Source organism: Thioalkalivibrio sp. AKL7 (assembly GCF_000381705.1).
GTDB classification, from domain to species: Bacteria; Pseudomonadota; Gammaproteobacteria; order Ectothiorhodospirales; family Ectothiorhodospiraceae; genus Thioalkalivibrio; species Thioalkalivibrio versutus.
Window position 1 is genome coordinate 404,982 of sequence record NZ_KB906947.1, and the last position, 22,477, is coordinate 427,458.

Genomic DNA, 22,477 nt, shown 5'->3' on the forward strand with positions numbered 1-22,477 from the left:
GTTCGTCATTGAGGGCCGTAGACCGCCACGCCCGCATCGCGGAGGAATGCCCGCAGGCCCTCCGTGTAGTCGTTCCCCGTGGTCAGGAAGGCGTCGTTGTGGCCACCCTCCATCTCCAGCACTCGCGCATTCGTAGCGGCGGCCCGCAGGCGTTTGGCATGCTCGAATGGCACGATCTCGTCTTCGGCACTATGAGCCAGCAGGATCGGCGCGGAGATCGCGCCCACCCGGCCCAGGGTGTCGTATTGGTGCCGCAGCAGCGCCCGCACCGGGAGCCAGGGGTAATGGCGCGCCCCCAGATCGGCAGCCGAGGTAAAGGCGGACTCCAGGATCACCGCCCCCGGCTCCACGCCCGTTGCCAGTTCCGCCGCGACCGCCGCCCCCAGCGAACGGCCAAATAGCACGATCTCCTCTGGCGAAACCGAACGGTCATCAATCAGGTACTGCCAGGCGGCGCGGGCATCCGCGTAGGTGCCGGCCTCGTCGGGGCGCCCCGCACTCCGCCCGTAGCCGCGGTAATCGATGATCAGCACGGCCAGTCCCAGCTCGTGGAACTGGCGTAGGGAATGCAACCGGTGACCGATGTTTCCGGCATTGCCATGCAGGAAGAGCAACACGGGCGTGTCGCCATCCGGGCCCGGCACGAACCAGCCATGAATCCGCACCCCATCCTCGGTGACCAGCTCCACATCCTCGTAGTCCAGCCCGATGCGCTCCGGCGTGCTGGTGATGGTGCTGGAAGGCATGTAGATCAGGCGGTCCTGGGTGATAAAGATCAACCCGGTGATCAGGACATAACCCAGCCCCGCGAATACCAGGATCTTGAACAAGTTGGCCATGCCGCGATCCTGACCCCGGTCACCCCCATGCGCAAGCCTCTCGCCACCGTCTGCGCTCCCGTACAATAGGGCTCTCGCTCTGTTTCGACGATTGCCTCCATGCGCCATTCGCTGCTGACCAATACCGATCTGCAGGGGCTCGACCGCGACGCGTTGCTGCGCCATTTCGCGGGCAGCCAGCCCCTGGACGACGCCACCGGCCTGCAGCTGGCCGAGGCACTGGATCAAGCACTGGAGGCCGTCGATACCGCCGGGCTTGAATCGCATCCACTGGACGTGGCCGAGATCCTGCGCCATCTCAACGTCGATCGGCAGACGCTGATTGCGACCTTGCTGGTACCCGTGTATCTGGCGGACCTGATCAAGCCGGCCGAGCTCGAGCAGCGCTTTGGTGCCGCGGTGGCCCGGCTGACCACCAACGTCGCCGCGCTGGTGCGCCGCCGCTTCGAGGCCCCGGCCGGGCGTCCGGAACAGGCCGAACGCCTGCGCCGCATGCTGATGGCCATGGTGGACGACGTGCGCGCCGTGCTGATCAAGCTGGCGTTTCGGGTGCAGCATCTGCGCCAGCTGGTCCGCGAGCCCGACGAAGGCGCCCGCATCCTCGCCCAGGAGACCCTCGACGTCATCGCACCGCTGGCCAACCGCCTTGGGGTGGGCCAGCTCAAGTGGGAGATGGAAGACCTCGCCCTGCGCATCCTGGAACCCGAAACCTACCGCGACATCGCCGTCGGCCTCGAGGAAAACCGCACTGAAAGAGAATCCTACGTCGAAGAGTTCGCCCGCACACTGAAGATACGCCTGCAGGCAGACGGCATCGAGGCCCGGGTCTTCGGCCGGCCGAAGCACATCTACAGCATCTGGAAGAAGATGCAGCGAAAACGCACCTCGCTGTCCGAACTGTACGATCTGCGCGCCACCCGCGTGATCGTCGACCAGCTGGCCACCTGCTACACCGTGCTCGGCATCGTCCACAACGACTGGCGCCACCTGCCCAGCGAGTTCGACGACTACATCGCCAACCCCAAGGACAACGGCTACCAGTCCCTGCACACCGCCGTGGTCGGACCGGAGGGCAAGGTCGTGGAAGTGCAGATCCGCACCCGCGAGATGGATGACTTCGCCGAGCTCGGGGTCGCCGCGCACTGGCGCTACAAGGAAGGCGGACGCGAGGATCAGGCGCTCAACCGCGCCATCAACAGCCTGCGGCAGCTGCTGGAGGCCGCCGACAACAACGACCAGAACCTGCTCGACGAGATCCAGAGCGAGCCGCTGCACCAACGCGTGTTCGTGCTCACGCCCCAGGGCGAAGTGCTGGACCTGTCCCAGGGCGCGACCCCGCTGGACTTCGCCTACGCCGTCCACACCGAGGTCGGCCACCGCTGCCGCGGCGCCAAGGTCGACGGCCATATCGTCCCGCTCACCTACAAGCTGAAGTCCGGCGAGCGCGTGGAGATCCTGACCACCCGCGAAGGCGGGCCCAGCCGCGACTGGCTGAGCCCCGCGCTGGGCTATCTCAACACCGCCCGCGCGCGCTCCAAGGTCCGCACCTGGTTCCGTCAGCAGCACCAGGACGAACACCTGGCGACCGGCAAGCACCTGTTCGATCGCGAATGCCAGCGCCTTGGCTGCGGCCACAACCTCGACCGCCGCGCGCTGGCCGAGGCAATGAAGTATCAGACCTTCGACGAACTCCTGATTGCCCTGGGCGCGGGGGATGTCACCACCGCCCAGATCGCCGGACGTATCTCCCACCAGCTGCGCGACGCCCGAACGGGCGAACAGCCGGCTGCCACCCCTGCGCCACAGCGGCCGCGCCGCCACGAGGGCGAAGCCAAACCGGACGACATCCGAATCCGCGGCGTCGGCGGGCTGCTGACCACGCGCGCCCAGTGCTGCAATCCGCAGACCGGTGACCCGATCATCGGCTTCATCACCCGCGGCGCCGGCGTCTCCGTGCACCGCAGCGACTGCGTGAACATCCTGCACATGCCAGAAGACAAGCGCGGCCGCCTGATCCCTGTCTCCTGGGGTGAAGAGCCCGAACGCGAGGCGATCACCCTGGAGGTGGATGCCCACGACCGCCCCGGCCTGCTGGGCGAAGTCGGCAACGCCTTCTCCGAATGCGGCATCAACCTCCTGCGCGTAAACACCGAAACCAACCGCGAAGACCGCAGTGTGCGCATGGAACTGGAAGCCGAATTCAGCGACCTCGGCGAACTCAGCCACCTCTTCGACCGCCTCCAATCCCTCAGCAGCGTCCAAACCGTCCGCCGCCTACCCCCAAACCCCTGACCGCATCTCGTCAACCAGACCGTACATCGCCGCCCCTTCCCGTCATCCCGGCACAACGTGCGCTCCCCGTCATCCCGGCACAACGTGCGCTCCCCGTCATCCCGGCCGTAGCGCAGCGAAGAGCCGGGATCTCCCACGCCGGACACGCCCCAACGCGCGGGCGCACCGCGCCACAGAGATCCCGGATAACCGCTCCGCGGTTTCCGGGATGACGGGAGGGGGGATCGAGCTTTGCTGGATGTCGAAAAAGTGCCGACCGGGTACAGAGCCCCGTCAGTCGGCCGAGTGGCCCGGCCCGGCCCGCATGGAATGCCGCCGGGTCGTCTCGTAGGCGTTGGTGCCCTTGCGCCCGGACTTCAGCTCGCGGATCTGCTGTGCGACCTCGCCCCGTCGTTGCGACAGGTCCTGTACGGAGGTCTCGTAGAAGCGCGCCAAGTCCTCCAGGGCCGCGCGCAGCGCCGCACCGGAGTCATCGCGCAGCGGCACCGGATCGGCTCCGAAGGCCCGCTCCACCAGAGCCCTCGTCTGCCGGTCCAGCTCCTGCAACTCTTCCCAATCCTCCTCGGCCACGGCCCGTGCCATATGGGCGCGGATCGCTTCGACCGCATCCTCCATGGTCGCCGCGACCGTGACGTCGGCGGTATCGGTCCTATCGCCGGCCGTCATAGGCGTCGGCCCTGGGGGCACACGAGAAGCTGGCCCATGGGCGCCTTCAACTCGCCCGGGCAACACGTTGTTCGGACGGAATATCGTCCCAGCCGGCCTTGATCTCGCGCAGCAGCTTGGCCACCTCGTCCAGTGCCGCCGGATCGTTCTTCGCGTTGGCCTCCAGCAGGCGGCGGCTCATGTACTCGTAGAGCGCATCCAGGTTCCCGGCCAGCTCGCCGTTGTGCTTGTGGTCCAGCACCGCCCGCAGGGACTCGACAATGTCGATCGCCTTGCCGATCTTTTCGCCTTTCAGCGCCACGTTGCCCTGCTGCATCGCGCCCTTGGCCACGGCAATCCGCTCCAGTGCCCCCTCGAAGAGCATCTGGATCAGCCGGTACGGGTCCGCCACCTGGGCCTCGGCCAGCGCGCCCGACTGCCGGTACTGGTTCACTCCGCGATTCATGCCCGGTCCGTACATGCGTTGGTCTCCGTTATCCGTTCGCCCAAACGGGGCGACTATCGACGAGAATTGTTCTGGGCCAGCGGCATGTTCGCCAGCTGCCCCGTCAGAAAATCACCCGTGCTCTGCATCTGCGCCACGGCACTGTCCATCCTCGAGAACTGACCGATCAGGCGCTCCTCCATCCGCTCGAGGCGAATATCCAGGCGTTCGCGTTGCTGGCCGATTCGCTCCAGATCGTTCCGCAGGCCATCGGTACGCGCACCAATGAGACCATCAGCTCCAACAAGGGTATTCGTGACCCCTTCCATTCGACCACCGACCTCGCGAACGACCTCCGCAATACTGTCAAAGCTATTGTTATCCATCGCCTGATTGAAGCGGCTGGTATCGAAGTTCAGCGTCCCATCCCGGTTCGAGACAATACCCAGCTCCGAGAGCGTCTGCGCGTTTGCATCGGGTACTTGTGCGGGCTGCATCAATGCGTCACCGAGTCGGCTGCGGATTCCGCGGACCGTACTGTCACCCGTGAGCACCGAAGCTTCGTCCTCTTCTGCGTTGTACGAGGTCAGTTCACGCGTTTGCCCAACCAGAGCGTTGTACTGTTCCACGAACGCCTGCAAGGCTTGACGCAGTTCGCCCTGGTCCTCACGGACCGAAACATTGACGGGGCCCGTCGACGTATTCTGCAACTCAATACTCAACCCCTCGACGGCGTCATCGAGCGTGTTGCTTGAACTCGTTACCGTCAGGCCGTTGATCACCGCCTCGGCATCCTGTGCGGCTCGTGTCTCAACCAGGTTGTTGCCGTCCAGACGCGCCAACCCACTACCCGCGGGATCCTCCGTCGCGCTAACCGTGATCGTGTTGTCCGCACCGGTCTCATTGGCATTCAGCACAAGACGAGCGCCGTTGCCATCATTCACGATGGATGCGGTGACACCCGCGTCAGCTTCGTTGATCGCGTTGCGGAGATCGCGGAGCGTATCGCCCTCCTCCACATTAATGGTGATGGCATTTCCGCCACCCACCTGGATCTCCAGCTGGCCGGCTCCCACCTCGGCGTCGGCGTCCGCGAAATCCCCCGGGGCCGAGGCGATTGATTGCGCCTGAGCAAGCTGATTAACCTCAAGCGAGAAGCTTCCGTTGGCCGCAGTACCGTCGGCGGTAACGCTTGCCACACTCGCATCGGAAACAGAGGCGGACTGGGAGAGCTCAAAGCCGGAAAGTGATCCAAGCGCACTACCCAGCTGTTCGATGCCATTTCTCAGATTGCCGTATGCGGAAATCTGGGCCTCGATCCGTTCTTCACGCTGGTTGAAACGCGTCTCTTTCGGCACCCGTTCCGCATTCAACAGGTCGCCGACAATCTGATTCAGATCGAGCCCCGATCCTACACCCAACGCACTAATGGCCATGGTCGTTATTCTCCTTGGTGTCCGACGTCTCGGACCCTTTGCACGCGCTATAGCGTATACAACGACAGCCTAGCCCAAATCTTGAGCCCACCGAAGAAAAAACCGGTCAAAGCCAGCCTTCACCGGCGTCCCTCTTCGGTCCAGCCGTCTGCCCTGTCCCAACACCACCTTCCTCCGTGATTGCAAGCGAAGCGAAGCAACCGGGATCACCTGGTCCCAATACGTCCATCCGACCCAGACCCCGACCGCGACCCCGTCATCCCGGAAACCGTGAAGGTGGCACAGACGTCGAGGCATTCCGACGGAGGAGATCCCGGCTCTCCGCTGCGCTACGGCCGGGATGACCATAACGGGGGTTAGGGCGGCATGAAGGCAAGGGGCTGTGCCCCGGATGGCGGCGAAGGCGCTGCAAGCGCAGACGACGGGAAAGAGGCCCGCGGCACATGAATCTGCGGCAGGCTGCCGCTGACCCAACGAAAAAAGCCGGACCCATTACCGGATCCGGCTCAATGAAACATACCGCGTTAAGGTGCAGTCTGGATAAGACCGTCAGGCCTTGTCCGCCAGCCCCGTCCCGGAAAGCTCTTGCTCGCTCTGGAACTGTTCCACCAGGGCCAATACGGCCTCCGGTGGAATCTGACGAATCACCTGTTCGCGTTCTCCATCCATCACCGTAATCACCGTGCGGCCGCTGCTGTCGTCCACGCTGAACTCCAGCGCCCGCCTGGTGGATTGCAGATACGAATTAATCGACTCGACCACCTGATTGACCTCGGCCATGTCCATGGCCTCGATCGCCGGTCCGGTGGAACCGCGAGCCATTGATTCCGAACTACTGTCCGAACGAGCCACGGCCTCCGGCCGCCCCTCGCCACGAACAAGACCCACGCCGGAGCCGGGCGCTTTCGCCCCCTCGCCCCCGCGCGGGTTCACTGCAACCAGCGGTGATGTGATATTGCCGATTCCATCACTCATATCGCTGTCCTCATCAGAAGGGGTGGATGGCGCTCTCGCCATCCACCCTCAACCCGAACCCGAGTGATCGAGCTTACTGCAGCAGGGCCAGCACGTTCTGCGGAACGGCGTTGGCCTGCGACAGCACCGAGGTACCCGCCTGCTGCAGCACTTGGGCGCGAGTCAGCTCGGCCGTCTCCGCCGCGAAGTCCGCATCGCGGATGCGCGAACGGGCTTCAGACAGGTTCTCCGAGCTCACCTGCAGGTTGTCGATGGTGGACTCGAAGCGCACCTGCACCGCACCTAGCTCGGCCCGAAGGCTGTTCACCTGATCCAGAGCGCCGTCCAGGGCACCAATAGCCTGAGTCGCGTTGAAACGGGTGGTAACGTCGATTTCCGTAAGGTCAACCTGTACCGCTGTGGTCGGGTCTGTTCCGTCTCCAAACAGCTGTTCCGTATCACCGCCCTCCAGCGTAACCAGTCCACCATCAACAGTGAACAAATTATCTTCATCAAAAGTCGAAGTAATGGCGATCGTGGTCGTCCCGTCATTATTAACACGCAGCGACGCCTGGAATCCGGCATCGGCGATCGCGGCGGCGTCATCGTCGCCAGCCGCCGCACGTTCAGCAATCTCGGTGTTGATTACCCGGACTGCGTCTTCGAGGGACGTCACGCCAGTCATGTCAGCATCGATCGCAGTGTCAAGTCCGTCCGCAGTATCGATCTCGATCTTTGCGATCGAAGCAATGCCGTCGTCATTGATCTGCTCCTGAGAGAGTCCATTCTCGCCCACAGCCTCGTTGGTGCCGAGCTCGGTCGTACGAGAATCAACACCGCTCACCGCAATGGTCTGGCCCTGATTCGCACCCACCTGGAAGAACAGATCACTCACGCTGCCATCCAGGATCCGGCCACCGTTGAACTCGGTGTTGTTCGCGATACGCGAGACCTCGGCCATCAGCTGCTGTACTTCGTCGTTGATTGCCTGACGGTCCGTGGCCGAGTTGGAGTCGTTCGCGGCCTGCACCGACAGCTCGCGAGCACGCTGCAGCGCGTCACCGACGGTGCTCAGCGCACCTTCGGCGGTCTGCGCAAAGGAGATGCCGTCGTTGGAGTTGCGCACGGCCTGGTTCAGACCACGGATCTGGGTGCTGAAACGCTCGGAAATGGCCAGACCGGCCGCGTCGTCCTTGGCGCTGTTGATACGCAGGCCCGAGGACAGACGTTCCAGGCTCTGGGCCAGTGCGCCCTGGGAGTTGCCCAGGTTGCGCTGCGCGTTCAGGGAAAGAACGTTGGTGTTAATTACTTGGGACATGATCGCTCTCCTGTAAGAGTCTTGCGTCACCGCCTCGGGCGGTTCTGGTGAACGGGTTGATCCCCGGTCTCAGAAGCCTTAACGACCCTCACCCAGGAACCTTTAGCCCTGCATCGAAATTTTTTTCGACCGGCGGCAATTCCTTGCCGCCCCCAGTTCCTCCGGCCGCGAAACCGTAACGCCACGCACCGAAGCCCAGCCATCATCCGGACCGCACTACGCCCACCGAAACCCTTTCGGCCATGCCGGCCGCAGCCCCAGTCCGTCATCCCGGCCGTAGCGCTCCCCTCCCCGTCATCCCGGCCGGAGCGAAGCGGAGAGCCGGGATCTCCCCACGCGCGAACACCCCGACGTCTGCGCCACCCCCAACGACGGAGATCCCGGATAACCGCTGCGCGGTTTCCGGGATGACTCGGGTGGCAGGATTGTACGGAAACGAGGGCCGCGACCCGGCCTCTCAAGGGTGGCGATTACCTCCCATCATTGCGAGGAGCCGCAGGCGACGTGGCAATCGGCTGGCAGGACGCAAGGCGTTTTAATCCAGCACTCTGGTTTTAATCCAGCACTCTGCTTGTCCCGAGCAATTGCTTCGTCGCTGCGCTCCTCGCAATGACAGAGGTGGTGGATTCGCGGCTGGTTCGCGGGCTGACGGTGGTGGAGGTCGGAGGTGAGACGGTTCGGGTATATGCTCCAGGGCCTTGATATACTTGAGCGATGCGCCTGACCGACGAACAACAGACGATCATCCGCGAGGAAGTGGGCCGTGCATTCGGGCCGGATGCTCGCGTGAAGCTGTTCGGCTCGCGCGTGGACGATGCCGCGCGTGGTGGTGACATCGACCTCTACATCGAGGCGGACGGCACACCGGATGAACTGCTGGACCAGGAACTGCGCCTGTACGTGGCACTGCAACGCCAACTGGGCGAACGCCGTGTGGATATCGTCGTGCATCCACGCGGCGCTCCGCACCGCCCCATCGATACGCATGCCGACCGGACGGGGGTGGCCCTGTGACCGCTACGACGCCACAGCAACGACTCGCACGGCTCATTGATCTGGTTGATCGTGAGGATGAGCACCTGCTCGCCGTACGCGAACGCCTGCTGGAAGGCGATTGCACAGTCGGTCCCGAACGCGTTCAGGGCATCCTTGCCACGGACACCGGGGTCGATCGCCTGGAGTCCTTCGGCGCGAAGTTCGGCCGCATGCAAGACACCATCATGGACAAGCTCGTCCCCACGTTTCTTGCCTGCGCCGGGGAAAACACGGGCCCGGCCATCGACAACCTGTCACGTCTGGAGAAGCTCGCCCTCATCCAGGACGCCGACGCCTGGCTACAAATGCGCCAGCTGCGCAACCGCCTGGTCCATGAATACATGGAGAGGCCCGCCGACCTGGCCCCGGCCCTCCAACGCGCCTGCCGCTTCACCGACCAGATGCACGCCGACTACCACGCGCTGCGCACCTACGCGCAGGAGAACCTGAAAATCGGACCCGCCGGCCTTTAAGGTCTCAAAGCCGCTGGGTATCCCTCACCTCATCCCGACCGCCCCGACTACTCGAGCCCGGCCGCACCGCCTCCCTTCCCGGCATCACGGCCGCAGCGCTCGCCTTCTCGTCACCCCGGCCGCAGCGCTCCCCTCCCCGTCATCCCGGCCGTAGCGGAGCGGAGAGCCGGGATCTCCACACGTGCGAACACCCCGACGCTTGTGCCGGCTCCAACGACGGAGATCCCGGATAACTGCTTCGCAGTTTCCGGGACGACGGTGTGTGTGGGGGCGACTGCTGCGATAGTCACAGGCGCCGGTCACCACGGCTGGCGCGGGCTAAATCAGCCAGGTGGTGCCGATGCGGTGCACGGGGGTGGCGCCGGGGATCAGGTCCATCAGGAGCCAGCCGAAGATCAGGGTGATGAAGGCGCCGCAGAAGATGGTGGCCACGAACAGGCCGATGCGGTTGCCGCGGCGCAGGCCAATGATCTCGCGCAGCGACCAGTAGAGCAGCCAGAGGGAGTACAGGATCAGCAACAAGGCGATGCCGTTGCCCCAGGGCCAGGGGAACGCGGCGACCACCTTGCCGACCCAGGCGGGCAACAGCCCGATCGTGACGGCGAGCATGGCACGGTCCGGGTGCGAGTAGCCCTGGAACAGCTCGGTAAGGTAGTGCGCGGACCAGGCCATCCCCAGCACCCCGATGCTCATCGCCAGCACGCTATAAACGCCAAAGCCCCAGGCACCGGGCATCGCCTCCGGCGGCAGGCCAGTCGGGATCACCTGGTAAAGCCACTGACTGGCGATCACACTCGCCAGCAGCACCGGCAACGCCAGCGAAAGGAATGTCCGCCACCAGGGCGGCGCCGGCTCGATTGCTTGCGCATCGCGCACCGCCCCAAGCGGGTTTACGAGCGCGCGCAGGGTCATGCGGGCCGGATTGAGTTTCGCGGGAACGGTCATCACCCAAGTATGTGGCAATTACGTGACCATTCGATGACAGCTTTTGCTAGCTTCAGGCATGCATCATCTGGTCCTGAGCGCGGAGACGCTGCATTGGCTCGATTAACGATTCGTTTGCCGGACGACAAGTACGAACGGCTGAAGGCGCTGGCACGCGAGCGTGGGACCAGCGTGAACCGCCTTGTCGACGAGATGGCCACGCTGATGATTGCGGAACACGATGCGGAGACCCGTTTCCGGGTGCCCGCCCAGCGTGGTCAGGGCCGGGAACAGGAAGGTCTGGCGCTGTTGGACAAGGCGATGGGGAACACCTCGCCTCATTGAGAGGCGACTCCCTAATGCAGGGCGAGCACGAGCGCCATGACGGTAATCGCCATCACTTCCACCAGTTCCAGGGCGGCGCCTGCGGTATCGCCGGTGAAGCCGCCGAGCCAGCGGCGCAGGAAGGCGGCGATGGCGAACACCAACGCGAGTGCTACCGCCAGGCCGAGGATCAGGCCCCAGAAGCCAGTGAGCAGTGCCAATAGCAGGATCAGCACACCGGTGGCCACCAGTACCATCTGGGCGGGGCTGCGCGGCAAGTGTGCGGCCATCTCGGCCCCCAGGCCCTGCTCCCGCACGTAGGGCACCAGCACAAACAGCCCGGTGAGTGCCGCGCGCCCCAGCACGATGGCGACCAGCAACGCGATCCAGGCACCCGTCTCCACCACGGTTACCAGGGCTGCGAACTTGATCAGCAGGACCAGGATCAGCGCTGCCACGGCCATCGGGCCACTGGTCGGATCCTTCATGATGGCCTGGGCCCGTTCCGGGTCCTGATGGCTGCCGGCCCAGGCATCCACCGTGTCCGCCAGCCCGTCCAGGTGCAGCGCGCCGGTCAGGCCGACCCATAACGCGAGCACTAGCGCCGCGACCAGTAGCGGCGGCGCGCCGGGTATGGCCGCCAGCGCGATACCGACCAGTACCACGACCAGGCCCAGGATCAGGCCGACCAGCGGATAAGCCAGCACCGAACGCCCCAGGTCGGCCGGTTGCGGGTCGAGCGCGGGGGTTGGCAGGCGAGTGAGGAACTGGAGGGCCAGCCAGAGGGGTGTCAGCGCGGCGCTCATGCGGGTGCCCGGTCGGACTTTGGTGGGAGGTATTCGCGGCCAAGGGCGCTCCTACAATATGTGGGACGCACACCGCTGGTTCTCGGCATTCCTGTGGGAGCGGCCTTGGCCGCGAAGCCCCTGCCCGCGCCTGACTTTGGCAGGGGCTTCGCGTGCAAGCACGCTCCCACAAGAGCCCTCACAAGGGCGCCCACAGGGCCTTGGCCCACCAAGGGCTGGAGATTCATGGATAGGGCTCCCATGGCTCGACAACATGCAGGGAGGCGAGCGGGACGTCGATGCCGAGCAGCTTCTCCAATGGCCAGCCCTCGCGCAGGGCACGGATCAGGCGAATGACGCCACCGTGGACGATCACGAGCACCCGCTCGTTTTCGCTCGGCGCCAGGTCGTTCCAGCCGGCGACGACGCGGTCGCGAAACTCCTGAAGCGACTCGCCGTCGGGTGGCGGGTGATTCAGCGGGTCCTGCCAGAAACGGCCCAGTGCACCAGCGTCCGTCTCCATCAGGGCCGCCGCCGTGCGGCCTTCCCAGGTGCCAAAGTCGAGTTCGGCCAGGCGGTCGTCGACGGCGAGCGGTACACCGGCCTCTTCCGCAAACGCCTGTGCCGGGGCGCGGCAACGCATCAGCGGCGAACAGACAATGCGATCCCAGACGCTACCTCCGGCCAGAGCATCGCGCATCGCCGTCCACCCGCCCTCGGTCAGCGGAACATCGCTGCCGCGTCCACAAAAGCCCTGGCCGGTGGTCTCGCCGTGGCGCAGCAGGCCGATGCGCGTGCCCCCGGCGCTCAAACGTCCTCTCCGCTGACGCCCGCCTCGGCGAAGGTGGCCATGCCGGAGTGCAGCTCGCAGGCCAGGCGCAGCAGGGGCACCGCCGTGGCGGCCCCGCTCCCCTCGCCCAGCCGCATGCCGAGATCGAGCAGCGGCTCGGCCTCCAGCGCCGCCAGCAGGCGCTGGTGACCCGGCTCCGCCGAGGTATGTGCATAGAAGAACCAGTCCGCCGTGCCCGGACACAGGCGCTCGGCCACCAGCGCCGCCGAGGTGCTGATGAAGCCGTCCACCAGCACCGGCAGGCCAATCTGCCCCGCAGCGATATACGCCCCGGCGAGCCCCGCAATCTCGAAGCCGCCCAGGCAGCGCAGGCTGCCGAGTGCGTCGCCCCGCACGGCCGCATGGGTCTGTAGCGCCTGTTCGATGACCTCGGCCTTGTGCCGCACCCCATTCGCGTCCAGCCCCGTGCCGGGCCCAGCCAGATCGGCGGGCGGCAGATCCAGCAGGGAACAGGCCAGCGCGGCAGCGGCGGTCGTGTTGCCGATCCCCATCTCGCCGCCGACGAACATCTGGGCGCCGCTGCGCCGGGCGCGTTCCGCGCACTGGCGGCCGGCGTTCAGGGCCCGTTCCAGCTGCGCCGGCGTCATGGCCGGCTCGCGTGCGAGGTTGGCGGTGCCGGGGCCCAGGTTCAGTTGCTGCACACCGCTAACAGCGGGCGGCTCCATGACCGTGCCCAGGTTGATCACCTCGATGGAGGCGCCCAGGTGCCGCGCCAGCACCGAGATTGCCGCCCCGCCCGTCGCGAAATTCGCGACCATCTGCGCCGTCACCGCCTGCGGAAAGCGCGAGATCCCCTCGGCCACCACGCCATGATCGCCGGCAAACACCGCGATGTGGACGTTCTCCAGCGCGGGCTTCTCCACGCCCTGCATCCCGGCAAGGCGTTCGGCGATCGCCTCCAGTTGCCCGAGCGACCCGGGCGGTTTGGTCAGCTGGGCCTGCCGTTCAGCCGCGGCCTGCCGGGCGGCGGCGTCCAGGGTTGCCGGCGGCACCTGCAGCCAGTCACAGTCTTCAGTCAATTGTTGGTCCTCATTGGTCTCTCGTGCGCGCTCTGCCACTTTCCTTCATCCCGGCCTATGACTCCTCGCCATCCCGACCGGCTACTTCCCGTCATCCCGGCCGCAGCGAAGCGGAGAGCCGGGATCTCCCCACGCGGGAACACCGGGACGTCTGCGCCACCTCTCACGACGAAGATCCCGGATAACCGCTGCGCGGTTTCCGGGATGACGACGTTGGCGGACCATCCGAATGTCTGGACCAGGAATCCTGGCCGCCCGCCCACATGACATCCCGGCCCATTACTCCTCGCCCTTCCGGCCGTAAGCGCTTCCCTTGCCGTCGTCCCGGGCGCAGCACACCCCCTGACGTCAGCCCGCCCTCCCACTACTGTCTGTCATCCCAGCCACAGCGAAGCGGAGAGCCGGGATCTCCCCACGCCAGGGATACCCCCCGCCGTCCGTGCCACCTGCCAACGATGGAGATCCCGGATAACCGCTTCGCAGTTTCCGGGATGACGAGGGTTGGGTGGCAGAGATGACGGTTGGGGTCGGGATGCTGCGGTGGTGCCGGCCGGCGTGCTTGTCTATGTGCCTGGAGGGCGGAATGCATGTTGGCCGGTTTGTCACAGCGGGTCTCCCTTCAGGACGTGCGGGAGGCCGGCGACGGTGAGGACGACGCGGTCCATCGCAGGGGCCAAGCGCTGGTGGAGCCAGCCGGCCTCGTCGGCGAAGCGGCGGGACAGTGCGTCCATGGGCGTGATGCCCATACCGGTCTCGTTGGAGACGAACACCAACGTGCCCGGCAGGCGCGGAACGGTCTCGATCAGGGCCTCGCGTTCACGCTCGATCCGGCCCTCGTCATCGGTGCACAGGAGCTGGGTCAGCCACAGGGTCAGGCAGTCCACCAGCAGGCACTGCTCCGGTCTAGCGGCCTGCTCCAGCGCCCGGGCCAGGCCTGTGCCCGCCTCGACGAGGCCCCAGTCTACGGGCCGGTCGGCGCGATGGCGTTCGATCCGGCGCGCCATTTCGGCATCTTCCGCGCGCGCCGTCGCCACGTAGGTCACGGGCCGGCCGCTGGCCGCCGCCAGTTGTTCTGCCAGCCGGCTCTTGCCCGAGCGCACGCCACCCAGTACCAGGGTCTTCATGCGACTGGCTCCCTCGTCTCGGCTTGCAGAAGGGTCAGTATGTAATTCATATCCAGGTGTTCTTCCAGAGAATCGGCCAGGCGCTCCAGGCCGCGTTCCCGCGCCGTTGCCAGGTCTTCCCCGGTCTCCATCCCGCAGCGCATCCCCGCCCAGTGCAGCAAGGCCTCGGCAGCGTCCGATGTATCGAACACGCCGTGGACATAGGTGCCGGCCACCGCGTCATCTGCACTACGCGCGCCATCCGGGCCGTGTTCCAGCTGCAGCACCGGACGCCCCAGGCCCGGCCCGGTCGTCACGCCCGCATGGATCTCGTAGCCCTCCACACGGGCCTCCCGATCCAGCACGCGGTCGCCGCGAACCCGCTCCAGGTGCTTCTCGGGTGCGAGCCGGGTCTCGATATCCAGCCAGCCCAGCCCCGGCGTGGAGCCCGACTGGCCCTCCACCCCATCGGGATCGTGCACGGCACGCCCCAGCATCTGGAAACCGCCGCAGATGCCCAGCACCTTTCCGCCATAGCGCGCATGCCGCTGCAACGCTTCTTCCCAGCCCTGCTCGCGCAGCCAGGCGAGATCGGCACGCACGGACTTCGAGCCCGGCAGGATGACCAGATCCGCCGGTTGCAGGGCTTCGCCTGGACCGACAAAGCGCAGGTCCACTGCCGGATGCAGGCGCAGGGGGTCGAAATCGGTGTGGTTGGAGATGCGCGGCAACGCCGGCACGACCACCTTCAGCGCGTCCGCGGGCGTCGAAGGCATCGCCTCGCGCGGCAGGGCATCCTCGGCATCCAGATAAAGCCCGTGCAGGTATGGAATCACACCGAGCACCGGCTTGCCGCTCTCCTGTTCCAGCCAGTCCAGCCCGGGCTGCAGCAGGCCGACATCCCCGCGAAAGCGGTTGATCACGAAACCCTGTACCCGCGCGCGTTCCGTTTCGCTCAACAGGGCCAGCGTGCCCACCAGATGCGCGAACACCCCGCCCCGGTCGATATCCGCGACCAGGATCACCGGGCAGTCCACCGCCTCGGCAAAGCCCATGTTGGCGATGTCGCCCGCGCGCAGGTTGATTTCCGCCGGCGATCCGGCGCCCTCCACCAGCACATGGGCGTACTGCGCCGTCAGGCGCCGATGCGATGCCAGCACGGCCTCGCGCGCTACCGGCTTGTAGTCGTGATAGGCACGGGCATCCAGCTCCGCCGCCGGCCGACCATGGATGATGACCTGCGCCCCCTGGTCCGAGCTGGGCTTGAGCAGCACGGGGTTCATGTCCGTGTGCGGCTCCAGACCACAGGCCGCAGCCTGCAGGGCCTGGGCGCGCCCGATCTCGCCACCGTCGGCCGTGACCGCGCTGTTCAGCGCCATGTTCTGCGGCTTGAACGGCACCACCGACAGCCCGCGCCGGTGCAGCACGCGCGCCAGCCCCGCCACCAGCACGCTCTTGCCGGCATCCGAGGTCGTGCCCTGCACCATCAGCGTCGTACCCATCAGGACGTCCCCAGCGCCTGCTCCAGGCGCTTCCATTCGTGCTCTTGCCCCGGCAGGCCAAAACGCAGGCTGCCCGGTTGATCAAACCGTCGGACCAGGATGCCCTGCGCGCCCAGGCGGTCCTGCCAGCCCGCGGGATCGGCCACGCGGCACCACTGGAACAACGCGGTTCCGCCGGCGGGTTCCAATCCGCGGGCGCGCAGCAAGTCTTCAAGGCGCTGTCCTCGAACCCGCAGCATGCCGCGCGTCTCCGCCTGCCAGGCCAGGTCCGCCAGGGCCCGAGCCGCGATCCAGCGCGACGGCCCGGACAGGCTCCACGGCCCCAGCCGGGCGGCCAGCCGCGCCCGCAGTTCCTCGCCCGCAATGACAAACCCCACGCGCGCTCCGGCCAGCCCGAAGAACTTGCCCAGCGAGCGCAGCACCACCAGGCCCTCGCGCGGCGCGTCCTTCGCCAGGCTTGCCTCGGGTGTCACGTCCATGAACGCCTCGTCCACGATCAGCCAGCCGCCGCGCGCGGCCAGGGCCGCATGCCACGCCAGCAGGTCCGCGCGGTCGAACCGTTGCCCGGTCGGGTTGTTGGGGTTGACCAGCACCAGCACGTCCAGGCCAGGCAGTGCGGCCTCGATCGAATCCCCATCCAGCGGGACGACGTCGTGCCCGGCCCCGTGCCAGGCCCGGGCGTGTTCGTTGTAGCTGGGCTCGAGGATACCCACGCGCGCCGTGCCTTCCCGTAGCGCGGGCAGCAGCTGTATCGCGGCCTGGGAACCGGGCACCGGCAACAGCGCCCCGGTCCCGTAATAGGCGGCGGCTGCGGCCTCCAGGCCGTCGTCCGGTTCCGGCAGGCGCGCCCAGACCCCTGGCGGCAGCTCGCCCGCGGGGTAGCCATGCGGGTTGATGCCCGTGGAGAGATCCAGCCAGTCGGCCTCGGGGATCCGGTAGCGCGCGGCCGCCTGGCGGATACCGCCCCCGTGCACCTGGATCAGTGCCTGCGGCTCCGGCGTCTGCATCGATTGGGCCTCAGAACAGGACAACGACAATCACCCCGGCCACAATGAAGGCCATCCAGATGGCCAGCGCACGATCCAGCAGCGTAATCGCCTGGCGAATGCCCGCCGCGTCCGGCATGCGGCCCATCCCCAGACGGGGTCGCCACTCGCGCTGCCCGCCATAGGGTGCCGCTCCGCCCAGGACCACGCCCAGCGCACCCGCCCCTGCGGCCATCACCGGCCCCGCATTCGGGCTCTTCCAGCCGGCGGCCTGCTCGCGCCAGCACTGCAGCGCGTCCCGGCCACGACCGGCCAGGGCATAGCCCAGTGCCGTCAGGCGGGCGGGGATCAGGTTCATGGCATCGTCCAGGCGCGCGGCGGCCCAGCCAAACGAGCGAAACCGGTCATTGCGATAGCCCCACATCGCATCCAGCGTGTTCACCAGGCGATAGGCCACCACGCCCGGCGCGCCAGCCACCAGGAACCAGAAGATCGTGGCGAACAGTGCGTCGTTGCCGTTTTCCAGCACCGACTCGATGGTCGCGCCACTCACCCCTCGCTCGTCCAGGGCCGCCGTGTCGCGACTGACCAGCATGCCGACGCCGGTGCGCGCCCCAGACAGGTCATCCTTTTCCAGGGCCTCGGCCACCACCTCCGCATGCTCGTCCAGGCTGCGCCAGCCAATCGCCAGCGTCAGGATCGCCAGCGTCAGAAGCCAGCCCCAGGCCAACGAGGTGCCCAGTGCGGCCAGCACCACCCAGGGCAGGACCAGCGCCGCGAGAAGGAGCGCTCCGCGTACACGACTCGGCGCATGCCAGCGGGATTCGGCCCAGGCCGCGAGCTGGCCGAATCCGGCGAGCGGATGGAACCGCCGTGGGTCGCCAAACAGTCGGTCCAGGATCAGGGCTCCGATCAGGATCAGAAAGGTACTCATGTGTTGCCACCCCCGGATGGCCCATCCGGACGCGCGGCGGATTCCCGCACAACCGTGGGCAAGGCCAGCTCGCACGGCGCACCCCAGCGATCCTGGAACACCAGGTCTTCCAGGGGGCGGCGGGTGTCCCAGCCCGCCGTTTCCAGCATCGGCCGGTCATAGAAGCGCTCGACATGCCCGAGGCACAGCACGGCAATGGGGTACCCGCCCTCGGGCATCTCCAGCCGGTTGGCCAGCCAGTCCGGATCGAACAGGGAGACCCAGCCCATGCCCAGGCCCTCGGCGCGGGCGGCCAGCCACAGGTTCTGGATCGCACACGCGGCCGAACAGAGGTCCATCTCGGGGAGGGTCCTCCGGCCGAGCACGTAGCGCTCGCGGCCATCGGTCAGGGCCACGACCAGCAACTCGCCCGCCTCGCGGATGCCCTCCAGCTTCAAGCGATGCACGTCGGCCGCGCGCTCGCCACAGGCCTCGGCGGTGCGCGCCTGTTCCTCCGCCGCGTGGGCGTGGAGCGCCTCGCGCACCGCTGGGTCGGTAATGCGCAGGAAGCGCCAGGGCTGCATATAGCCCACGCTCGGCGCGCGATGCGCCGCCTCGAGCAGCCGCCGCAACACCGCTGGATCGACCGGGTCCGGCCGAAAATGGCGCATATCCCGGCGTTCCGCGATCACGCGATAGACGGCCGCAAGCTCATCTTGGGCAAACCCCGAACCCCCGGCATCAGCGCCCGGGCAGGAAGGGTTCTCATTGGCGGGCAACTCGGACTGCATCGGCTTACCGTCAGGGGGACACGACGCGGATGCAGAGGGATCGGGGTGTGGCCACAGGGGCCCGCACCTACCGACCCTCGCCCACCGCGCGGTCGCAGAAACATCGTCCAGGCCGGTCTCCGGGCTCGCGAGGCCCCGGCAACCCGGGGCGGCAAGTCGCCTTCCCGGGCCGCGTTCGGCCCAGTGGCTTTCGACTTGTCGAGGTCCGAGCGGCCTGCGGAAGCACCCCTCGAACCCACTCGCTTACCGTTGCGGGGGCAGCGTCGGAATGGGGCTGCGGAGGATCTCGCGCCTGCACCGACTTCCCGTTTAACCCGCGCGATCAGTCGCCCGGGCACCTGGTAGCAAGGCGCCAATCATACGCGGCAAGCCCACTGCCGACCAATTGACGCTCCGAGGCGCCCCAGGCTTGCTGCTATGATGCCCCGCTAGTCCAGCGCCAGGTGGCGGCTCCCCAGCCGGCTCGAAGGCGCTTGAACAACCAATCCAATGCGACTGTAAAATCATGCAATTTTGGACTTCCCGAACTCCACTTCTCGCTTGCCTCCTGGGCCTGTTCTCAACCCCGCTGATCGCAATGGCGGACTCAATCACGGTCACCGACGACGATGACCGCGAGGTCCATCTGGAGCAGCCTGCCGAGCGCATCGTCAGCCTGGCGCCGCACATCACCGAGGTGCTGTTTGCCGTGGGTGCGGGGGACCGCATCGTGGGCGCAACGCAGTACAGCGATTATCCGCCCGAGGCGGAGGCCATCCCGCGGATTGGCGGCTACAGCCGGATTGACCTGGAACGGGTACTGGAAAGGGACCCCGATCTGGTGATCGCGTGGAAGAGCGGCAACTCCGCCTCCCAGGTCGAACGCCTGCGCGAACTGGGACTGCCGGTGTACGTATCGGAACCACGCAGCTTCGAGGGTGTGGCCTCGAGCATGCGGCGCATGGCCACGCTCGCCGGCACGCATGACCAGGGCGACGCCGCGGCAGAGGACTTCCTGGGCCGAATGGACGCGCTCCGCGCCACGTACGGTGACCGGGACCCGATTCGCGTGTTCTATCAGGTGTGGGAGCAACCGTTGATGACGGTCAATGACGACCACCTGATCGCCGAGGCCATCGCCGTGTGTGGCGGCGTGAACGTGTTCGGCGATCTCGACCGCCTGGTGCCACGCATTGGGCGCGAAGCCGTACTGGATGCCGACCCCGAGGTCATCATCGGCGGCGGCATGGGCGAGGACCGTCCCGACTGGGTGGTCGCCTGGGGCCAATGGGAGGACCTGACCGCGGTCCAGCGCGACAATCTGTTCTTCATTCCCCCTTCGCTCCTGCAACGCCATACCGGACGCATCGCGGAAGGCACGGCCCTGATGTGCGAAGAACTCGAACGCGCCCGCGCCCGCCGTTCCGCCCCATGACCATGACGGTCCGCCTCGCAGTCTCCCGGAAAGGATATCGCGGGACACCAATGAAGGAGCGTGGTACGTGCGCTGAAGGCAGCGCTCCCGCCGTTCCGGCAACCTACCGCTTCGTCCGCCTGGAGCGGAGGGCTACCGCTTGACCCGTTCGTTCCTCCTGGCCCTGGGCGTGCTGTTGCCCGCGTCTGTGCTCTCCGTCCTGGTGGCACTGGCCTACGGCAGCGTGCAGATTCCGTTCCCTGACCTCCTGAGTGTCTTCTTCGGCGAGGCCTCGCGACTGCACAGCACCCTGGTACTGGATCTGCGCCTGCCGCGCGCGCTGGCCGCGTTCGCCGCCGGCGGGTTGCTGGGCCTGGCCGGAGCGCTGATGCAGGTTCTGCTACGCAATCCACTGGCCGATCCCTACGTGCTGGGGCTCTCTGGCGGTGCCTCGGTGGGCGCCTTGCTGGCGATGCTCGCGGGGCTGTCCATGTTCTCGGTCTCGGCCGCGGCCTTCGTGGGCGCCCTGCTGTCCACCATTCTGGTGTTCGGCCTGGCCCACGGCACGGGCAGCTGGACCCCGACCCGCCTGCTGCTGACCGGTGTCGTGGTGGCCGCCGGCTGGGGCGCGATGATCAGTTTCATCCTCGCGGTCAGCCCCACTGCGGAGCTCCCGGGCATGCTGTACTGGCTAATGGGCGACGTCTCCCATGCCCGCAACCCCTACCCGGCCTGGGGCGTACTCGTGGTCGTCGCCCTGCTCGCCCTGCCATTTGGCCGCACCCTGAACGTCCTGGCGCGCGGGCCCATGCAGGCCGCGGCCCTCGGAGTGGCCGTACGCCCGGTGGAATGGACGATCTATGTGGTGGCGGCCCTGATCACCGCGACCGCAGTCACCCAGGTCGGCGCGGTTGGCTTTGTCGGGCTGATCGTGCCACACATGCTGCGTCTGATCTTTGGCAACGACCAGCGCGTGATCCTCCCGGCCTCGGCCCTGGGCGGGGGCATCCTCCTCACCCTGGCCGACACCCTGGCCCGGACGATCATTGCCCCGGAACAGTTGCCGGTGGGCGTCATCACCGCGATGCTGGGTGTCCCGGTGTTCCTGTTCCTGCTCTACCGGAGCCGCTGATGCCGCGTACACCTCCCCCAGCCCCCGCGGCGACCCAGCCACATGACACGCCGGGCCTGGGCGCGCGCAGCGTCCACCAGGAACCGGGGCCCAAGACGCTGCTCGCGACGCATGAGCTCGTCATCGACGTGCCCGAGCGGCCGCCCGGTTCGCCGCTGGACCTGACGGTGGATCCGGGCCAGTGCTGGGGCATCCTGGGCCCGAATGGGGCCGGCAAGAGCACCCTCCTGCAGACCCTCGCCGGCTTGCGGGCCGCGCGTGCCGGAACCATCAAGGTCAAGGGACAATCCATTGCGACCCTCGCCCGCGCGGAACTGGCCCGTCGCCTGGGCCTGGTCTTCCAGACCCACCACGACGGCTTTCCCGCCACGGTGCTGGAGACGGCCCTGATCGGACGCCACCCGTATCTACGGCCCTGGGATATCGAGTCTTCCGAGGACTACGCCCGCGCCCGGGCGGCACTCGCGGCGATGGATCTCGCCGACCTCGAGGACCGCATGGTGGACACCTTGTCCGGCGGGGAACGCCAGCGCCTGGCGATCGCGACCGTGCTGACGCAGGACCCCAGCCTGCTCCTGCTGGACGAACCCACCAGCCAGCTGGACCTGCATCATCAGGTGGCCGTGCTCAACCGCGTGCAGTCCATCGTCGGTCAGGAAAACCGAGGCGCGGTGTTGGTCCTGCACGACGTCAACCTCGCGGCGCGCTACTGCGATCACTTGCTACTGCTATTCCCTGACGGACAGGCGTGCTGGGGCCCCACGGCCACCATGCTGGTGCCCAGCGCACTGGAGCGCCTGTACAACCAACGCCTGAGCGTGGGCGAGGTGGACGGCCTGCCCGTCTTCCTGCCGCGCAACGAGTAGTCCCCATGGAATTCTTCCGCACCCTGCATTCCGATCTGGATGCCGAAAGCCTGCAACGAAGCCTCACCGTGCCCGCATTACCCGACGCCAGCGGCGCGATCGATACGCTGATCGCCGACGAGGGCCCCGATGCCGGCGTCGTGTACTGCCTGTGGGGCGAGTTTCGCGTCCATCGGGAAGTCATCAACGGTGGCGTTCGCTTTTACCTTCCGGAATGCCCGAATGGCCTCGCCTGGACGTTGACCACGGGTCATCCGCCCGCCGCCCACGCCGTCATCCTGCACCTGACCATCAATCGCAAGGAGCACGACCCGGACTTCGTCGAGAGCCTCGAGGCGTTTGCCGATTCCTGGGAGCTCCCCGTGCCCTGACAGAACGCTCCATGAAGGGAAACGATGCAATTTTCTTTTCGTTTCATGGTCGGTATGGTGCAGATCTGTTGCGAAGGAGAA

General features: G+C 66.8%; 23 protein-coding genes and 1 riboswitch. Of the genes, 8 read left to right on the forward strand and 15 right to left on the reverse strand.

Going from position 1 to position 22,477, the window contains the following annotated elements:
• Nucleotides 1-5: 5 nt before the first annotated feature.
• Nucleotides 6-839 carry an alpha/beta hydrolase gene (locus G315_RS0101765; protein WP_019611784.1) on the reverse strand — a complete coding sequence of 278 codons (834 nt, stop codon included), beginning with the start codon at nucleotides 837-839 and terminating at the stop codon, nucleotides 6-8.
• 99 nt (nucleotides 840-938) lie between these two features.
• Between G315_RS0101765 and G315_RS0101770 the strand changes: the two genes are divergently transcribed.
• Nucleotides 939-3,131 (forward strand): bifunctional (p)ppGpp synthetase/guanosine-3',5'-bis(diphosphate) 3'-pyrophosphohydrolase, encoded by a 2,193-nt coding sequence (locus G315_RS0101770; protein WP_019611785.1) that lies wholly within the window; start codon nucleotides 939-941, stop codon nucleotides 3,129-3,131.
• Between the two features lie 273 nt (nucleotides 3,132-3,404).
• Here the strand turns inward: G315_RS0101770 and G315_RS0101775 are convergent, their stop codons facing one another.
• The 5 genes from G315_RS0101775 to G315_RS0101795 all read right to left on the reverse strand — a co-directional run bounded on the left by G315_RS0101775 (nucleotide 3,405) and on the right by G315_RS0101795 (nucleotide 7,929).
• The gene (locus G315_RS0101775; protein WP_018176759.1) at nucleotides 3,405-3,797 is read right to left on the reverse strand and encodes a flagellar protein FliT; all 393 of its coding nucleotides are present in this window, start codon (nucleotides 3,795-3,797) and stop codon (nucleotides 3,405-3,407) included.
• Between the two features lie 46 nt (nucleotides 3,798-3,843).
• Nucleotides 3,844-4,257, reverse strand: coding sequence for a flagellar export chaperone FliS (fliS, locus tag G315_RS0101780; RefSeq protein ID WP_018169828.1), 414 nt, complete (start codon nucleotides 4,255-4,257; stop codon nucleotides 3,844-3,846).
• 38 nt (nucleotides 4,258-4,295) lie between these two features.
• Nucleotides 4,296-5,657, reverse strand: a complete 1,362-nt coding sequence (gene fliD / locus G315_RS0101785; protein ID WP_019611786.1) for a flagellar filament capping protein FliD — start codon at nucleotides 5,655-5,657, stop codon at nucleotides 4,296-4,298.
• 549 nt (nucleotides 5,658-6,206) lie between these two features.
• Nucleotides 6,207-6,674: a flagellar protein FlaG gene (locus G315_RS14790; RefSeq protein ID WP_369699421.1), complete on the reverse strand. Its 468-nt coding sequence runs from the start codon at nucleotides 6,672-6,674 to the stop codon at nucleotides 6,207-6,209.
• A 31-nt stretch (nucleotides 6,675-6,705) separates the two neighbouring features.
• A complete protein-coding gene (locus G315_RS0101795; RefSeq protein WP_019611788.1) occupies nucleotides 6,706-7,929 on the reverse strand; it encodes a flagellin in 1,224 nt (407 codons plus the stop codon).
• Nucleotides 7,930-8,643: 714 nt separating this feature from the next.
• Here G315_RS0101795 and G315_RS0101800 point away from each other — a divergent pair.
• Nucleotides 8,644-8,943 (forward strand): nucleotidyltransferase domain-containing protein, encoded by a 300-nt coding sequence (locus G315_RS0101800; RefSeq protein WP_019611789.1) that lies wholly within the window; start codon nucleotides 8,644-8,646, stop codon nucleotides 8,941-8,943.
• Nucleotides 8,940-9,437, forward strand: a complete 498-nt coding sequence (locus G315_RS0101805) for a hypothetical protein (protein WP_019611790.1) — start codon at nucleotides 8,940-8,942, stop codon at nucleotides 9,435-9,437. Before G315_RS0101800 ends, G315_RS0101805 begins: the two co-directional genes overlap by 4 nt.
• Before the next feature lie 318 nt (nucleotides 9,438-9,755).
• Here the strand turns inward: G315_RS0101805 and G315_RS0101810 are convergent, their stop codons facing one another.
• Complete coding sequence (locus G315_RS0101810) at nucleotides 9,756-10,382, reverse strand: YIP1 family protein (RefSeq protein WP_019611791.1); 627 nt, start codon at nucleotides 10,380-10,382, stop codon at nucleotides 9,756-9,758.
• A gap of 114 nt (nucleotides 10,383-10,496) precedes the next feature.
• Between G315_RS0101810 and G315_RS0101815 the strand changes: the two genes are divergently transcribed.
• Nucleotides 10,497-10,706, forward strand: a complete 210-nt coding sequence (locus G315_RS0101815) for a hypothetical protein (RefSeq protein WP_019611792.1) — start codon at nucleotides 10,497-10,499, stop codon at nucleotides 10,704-10,706.
• Between the two features lie 11 nt (nucleotides 10,707-10,717).
• Here the strand turns inward: G315_RS0101815 and cobS are convergent, their stop codons facing one another.
• The 8 genes from cobS to bluB all read right to left on the reverse strand — a co-directional run bounded on the left by cobS (nucleotide 10,718) and on the right by bluB (nucleotide 18,634).
• Nucleotides 10,718-11,491 (reverse strand): adenosylcobinamide-GDP ribazoletransferase, encoded by a 774-nt coding sequence (cobS, locus tag G315_RS0101820; RefSeq protein WP_019611793.1) that lies wholly within the window; start codon nucleotides 11,489-11,491, stop codon nucleotides 10,718-10,720.
• A 223-nt stretch (nucleotides 11,492-11,714) separates the two neighbouring features.
• Nucleotides 11,715-12,281, reverse strand: coding sequence for a histidine phosphatase family protein (locus G315_RS0101825; protein ID WP_019611794.1), 567 nt, complete (start codon nucleotides 12,279-12,281; stop codon nucleotides 11,715-11,717).
• Nucleotides 12,278-13,339: a nicotinate-nucleotide--dimethylbenzimidazole phosphoribosyltransferase gene (cobT, locus tag G315_RS0101830; protein WP_019611795.1), complete on the reverse strand. Its 1,062-nt coding sequence runs from the start codon at nucleotides 13,337-13,339 to the stop codon at nucleotides 12,278-12,280. The genes G315_RS0101825 and cobT overlap by 4 nt, the downstream gene beginning before the upstream one ends.
• Nucleotides 13,340-13,941: 602 nt before the next feature.
• Nucleotides 13,942-14,463, reverse strand: coding sequence for a bifunctional adenosylcobinamide kinase/adenosylcobinamide-phosphate guanylyltransferase (cobU, locus tag G315_RS0101835; RefSeq protein WP_019611796.1), 522 nt, complete (start codon nucleotides 14,461-14,463; stop codon nucleotides 13,942-13,944).
• On the reverse strand, nucleotides 14,460-15,944 hold the full coding sequence (locus G315_RS0101840; protein ID WP_019611797.1) for a cobyric acid synthase: 1,485 nt from the start codon (nucleotides 15,942-15,944) through the stop codon (nucleotides 14,460-14,462). Before G315_RS0101840 ends, cobU begins: the two co-directional genes overlap by 4 nt.
• Nucleotides 15,944-16,951, reverse strand: coding sequence for a threonine-phosphate decarboxylase CobD (cobD, locus tag G315_RS0101845; RefSeq protein WP_019611798.1), 1,008 nt, complete (start codon nucleotides 16,949-16,951; stop codon nucleotides 15,944-15,946). The genes G315_RS0101840 and cobD overlap by 1 nt, the downstream gene beginning before the upstream one ends.
• A 10-nt stretch (nucleotides 16,952-16,961) precedes the next feature.
• Nucleotides 16,962-17,864, reverse strand: a complete 903-nt coding sequence (gene cbiB / locus G315_RS0101850) for an adenosylcobinamide-phosphate synthase CbiB (protein ID WP_018145610.1) — start codon at nucleotides 17,862-17,864, stop codon at nucleotides 16,962-16,964.
• On the reverse strand, nucleotides 17,861-18,634 hold the full coding sequence (bluB, locus tag G315_RS0101855) for a 5,6-dimethylbenzimidazole synthase (RefSeq protein WP_018145609.1): 774 nt from the start codon (nucleotides 18,632-18,634) through the stop codon (nucleotides 17,861-17,863). The genes cbiB and bluB overlap by 4 nt, the downstream gene beginning before the upstream one ends.
• Nucleotides 18,635-18,726: 92 nt before the next feature.
• A riboswitch (cobalamin riboswitch) is annotated at nucleotides 18,727-18,991 on the reverse strand.
• A 220-nt stretch (nucleotides 18,992-19,211) separates the two neighbouring features.
• Between bluB and G315_RS0101860 the strand changes: the two genes are divergently transcribed.
• From G315_RS0101860 to G315_RS0101875, 4 genes are all read left to right on the forward strand, one after another.
• A complete protein-coding gene (locus G315_RS0101860; RefSeq protein WP_018145608.1) occupies nucleotides 19,212-20,048 on the forward strand; it encodes a cobalamin-binding protein in 837 nt (278 codons plus the stop codon).
• Nucleotides 20,049-20,187: 139 nt separating this feature from the next.
• Nucleotides 20,188-21,159: an iron ABC transporter permease gene (locus tag G315_RS0101865; protein ID WP_018145607.1), complete on the forward strand. Its 972-nt coding sequence runs from the start codon at nucleotides 20,188-20,190 to the stop codon at nucleotides 21,157-21,159.
• Entirely contained in the window at nucleotides 21,159-22,025 is an 867-nt protein-coding gene (locus G315_RS0101870; RefSeq protein ID WP_019611799.1) for an ABC transporter ATP-binding protein, read from the forward strand. The genes G315_RS0101865 and G315_RS0101870 overlap by 1 nt, the downstream gene beginning before the upstream one ends.
• 5 nt (nucleotides 22,026-22,030) lie before the next feature.
• Entirely contained in the window at nucleotides 22,031-22,396 is a 366-nt protein-coding gene (locus G315_RS0101875) for a hypothetical protein (RefSeq protein WP_019611800.1), read from the forward strand.
• Nucleotides 22,397-22,477 lie beyond the last annotated feature (81 nt).

Excerpts from the sequence above, each read along its gene's own strand:
- G315_RS0101800 (WP_019611789.1), top strand. The coding sequence starts at position 8,644 with ATGCGCCTGACCGACGAACAACAGACGATCATCCGCGAGGAAGTGGGC.
- G315_RS0101875 (WP_019611800.1), top strand. The coding sequence starts at position 22,031 with ATGGAATTCTTCCGCACCCTGCATTCCGATCTGGATGCCGAAAGCCTG.
- G315_RS0101795 (WP_019611788.1), bottom strand. The coding sequence starts at position 7,929 with ATGTCCCAAGTAATTAACACCAACGTTCTTTCCCTGAACGCGCAGCGC.
- G315_RS0101860 (WP_018145608.1), top strand. The coding sequence starts at position 19,212 with ATGGCGGACTCAATCACGGTCACCGACGACGATGACCGCGAGGTCCAT.
- cobS (WP_019611793.1), bottom strand. The coding sequence starts at position 11,491 with ATGAGCGCCGCGCTGACACCCCTCTGGCTGGCCCTCCAGTTCCTCACT.
- G315_RS0101770 (WP_019611785.1), top strand. The coding sequence starts at position 939 with ATGCGCCATTCGCTGCTGACCAATACCGATCTGCAGGGGCTCGACCGC.
- G315_RS0101765 (WP_019611784.1), bottom strand. The coding sequence starts at position 839 with ATGGCCAACTTGTTCAAGATCCTGGTATTCGCGGGGCTGGGTTATGTC.
- fliS (WP_018169828.1), bottom strand. The coding sequence starts at position 4,257 with ATGTACGGACCGGGCATGAATCGCGGAGTGAACCAGTACCGGCAGTCG.
- G315_RS0101775 (WP_018176759.1), bottom strand. The coding sequence starts at position 3,797 with ATGACGGCCGGCGATAGGACCGATACCGCCGACGTCACGGTCGCGGCG.
- G315_RS0101840 (WP_019611797.1), bottom strand. The coding sequence starts at position 15,944 with ATGGGTACGACGCTGATGGTGCAGGGCACGACCTCGGATGCCGGCAAG.
- G315_RS14790 (WP_369699421.1), bottom strand. The coding sequence starts at position 6,674 with ATGGCGAGAGCGCCATCCACCCCTTCTGATGAGGACAGCGATATGAGT.
- cobU (WP_019611796.1), bottom strand. The coding sequence starts at position 14,463 with ATGAAGACCCTGGTACTGGGTGGCGTGCGCTCGGGCAAGAGCCGGCTG.
- cobD (WP_019611798.1), bottom strand. The coding sequence starts at position 16,951 with ATGCAGACGCCGGAGCCGCAGGCACTGATCCAGGTGCACGGGGGCGGT.
- fliD (WP_019611786.1), bottom strand. The coding sequence starts at position 5,657 with ATGGCCATTAGTGCGTTGGGTGTAGGATCGGGGCTCGATCTGAATCAG.
- G315_RS0101810 (WP_019611791.1), bottom strand. The coding sequence starts at position 10,382 with ATGACCGTTCCCGCGAAACTCAATCCGGCCCGCATGACCCTGCGCGCG.
- cbiB (WP_018145610.1), bottom strand. The coding sequence starts at position 17,864 with ATGAGTACCTTTCTGATCCTGATCGGAGCCCTGATCCTGGACCGACTG.
- bluB (WP_018145609.1), bottom strand. The coding sequence starts at position 18,634 with ATGCAGTCCGAGTTGCCCGCCAATGAGAACCCTTCCTGCCCGGGCGCT.
- G315_RS0101870 (WP_019611799.1), top strand. The coding sequence starts at position 21,159 with ATGCCGCGTACACCTCCCCCAGCCCCCGCGGCGACCCAGCCACATGAC.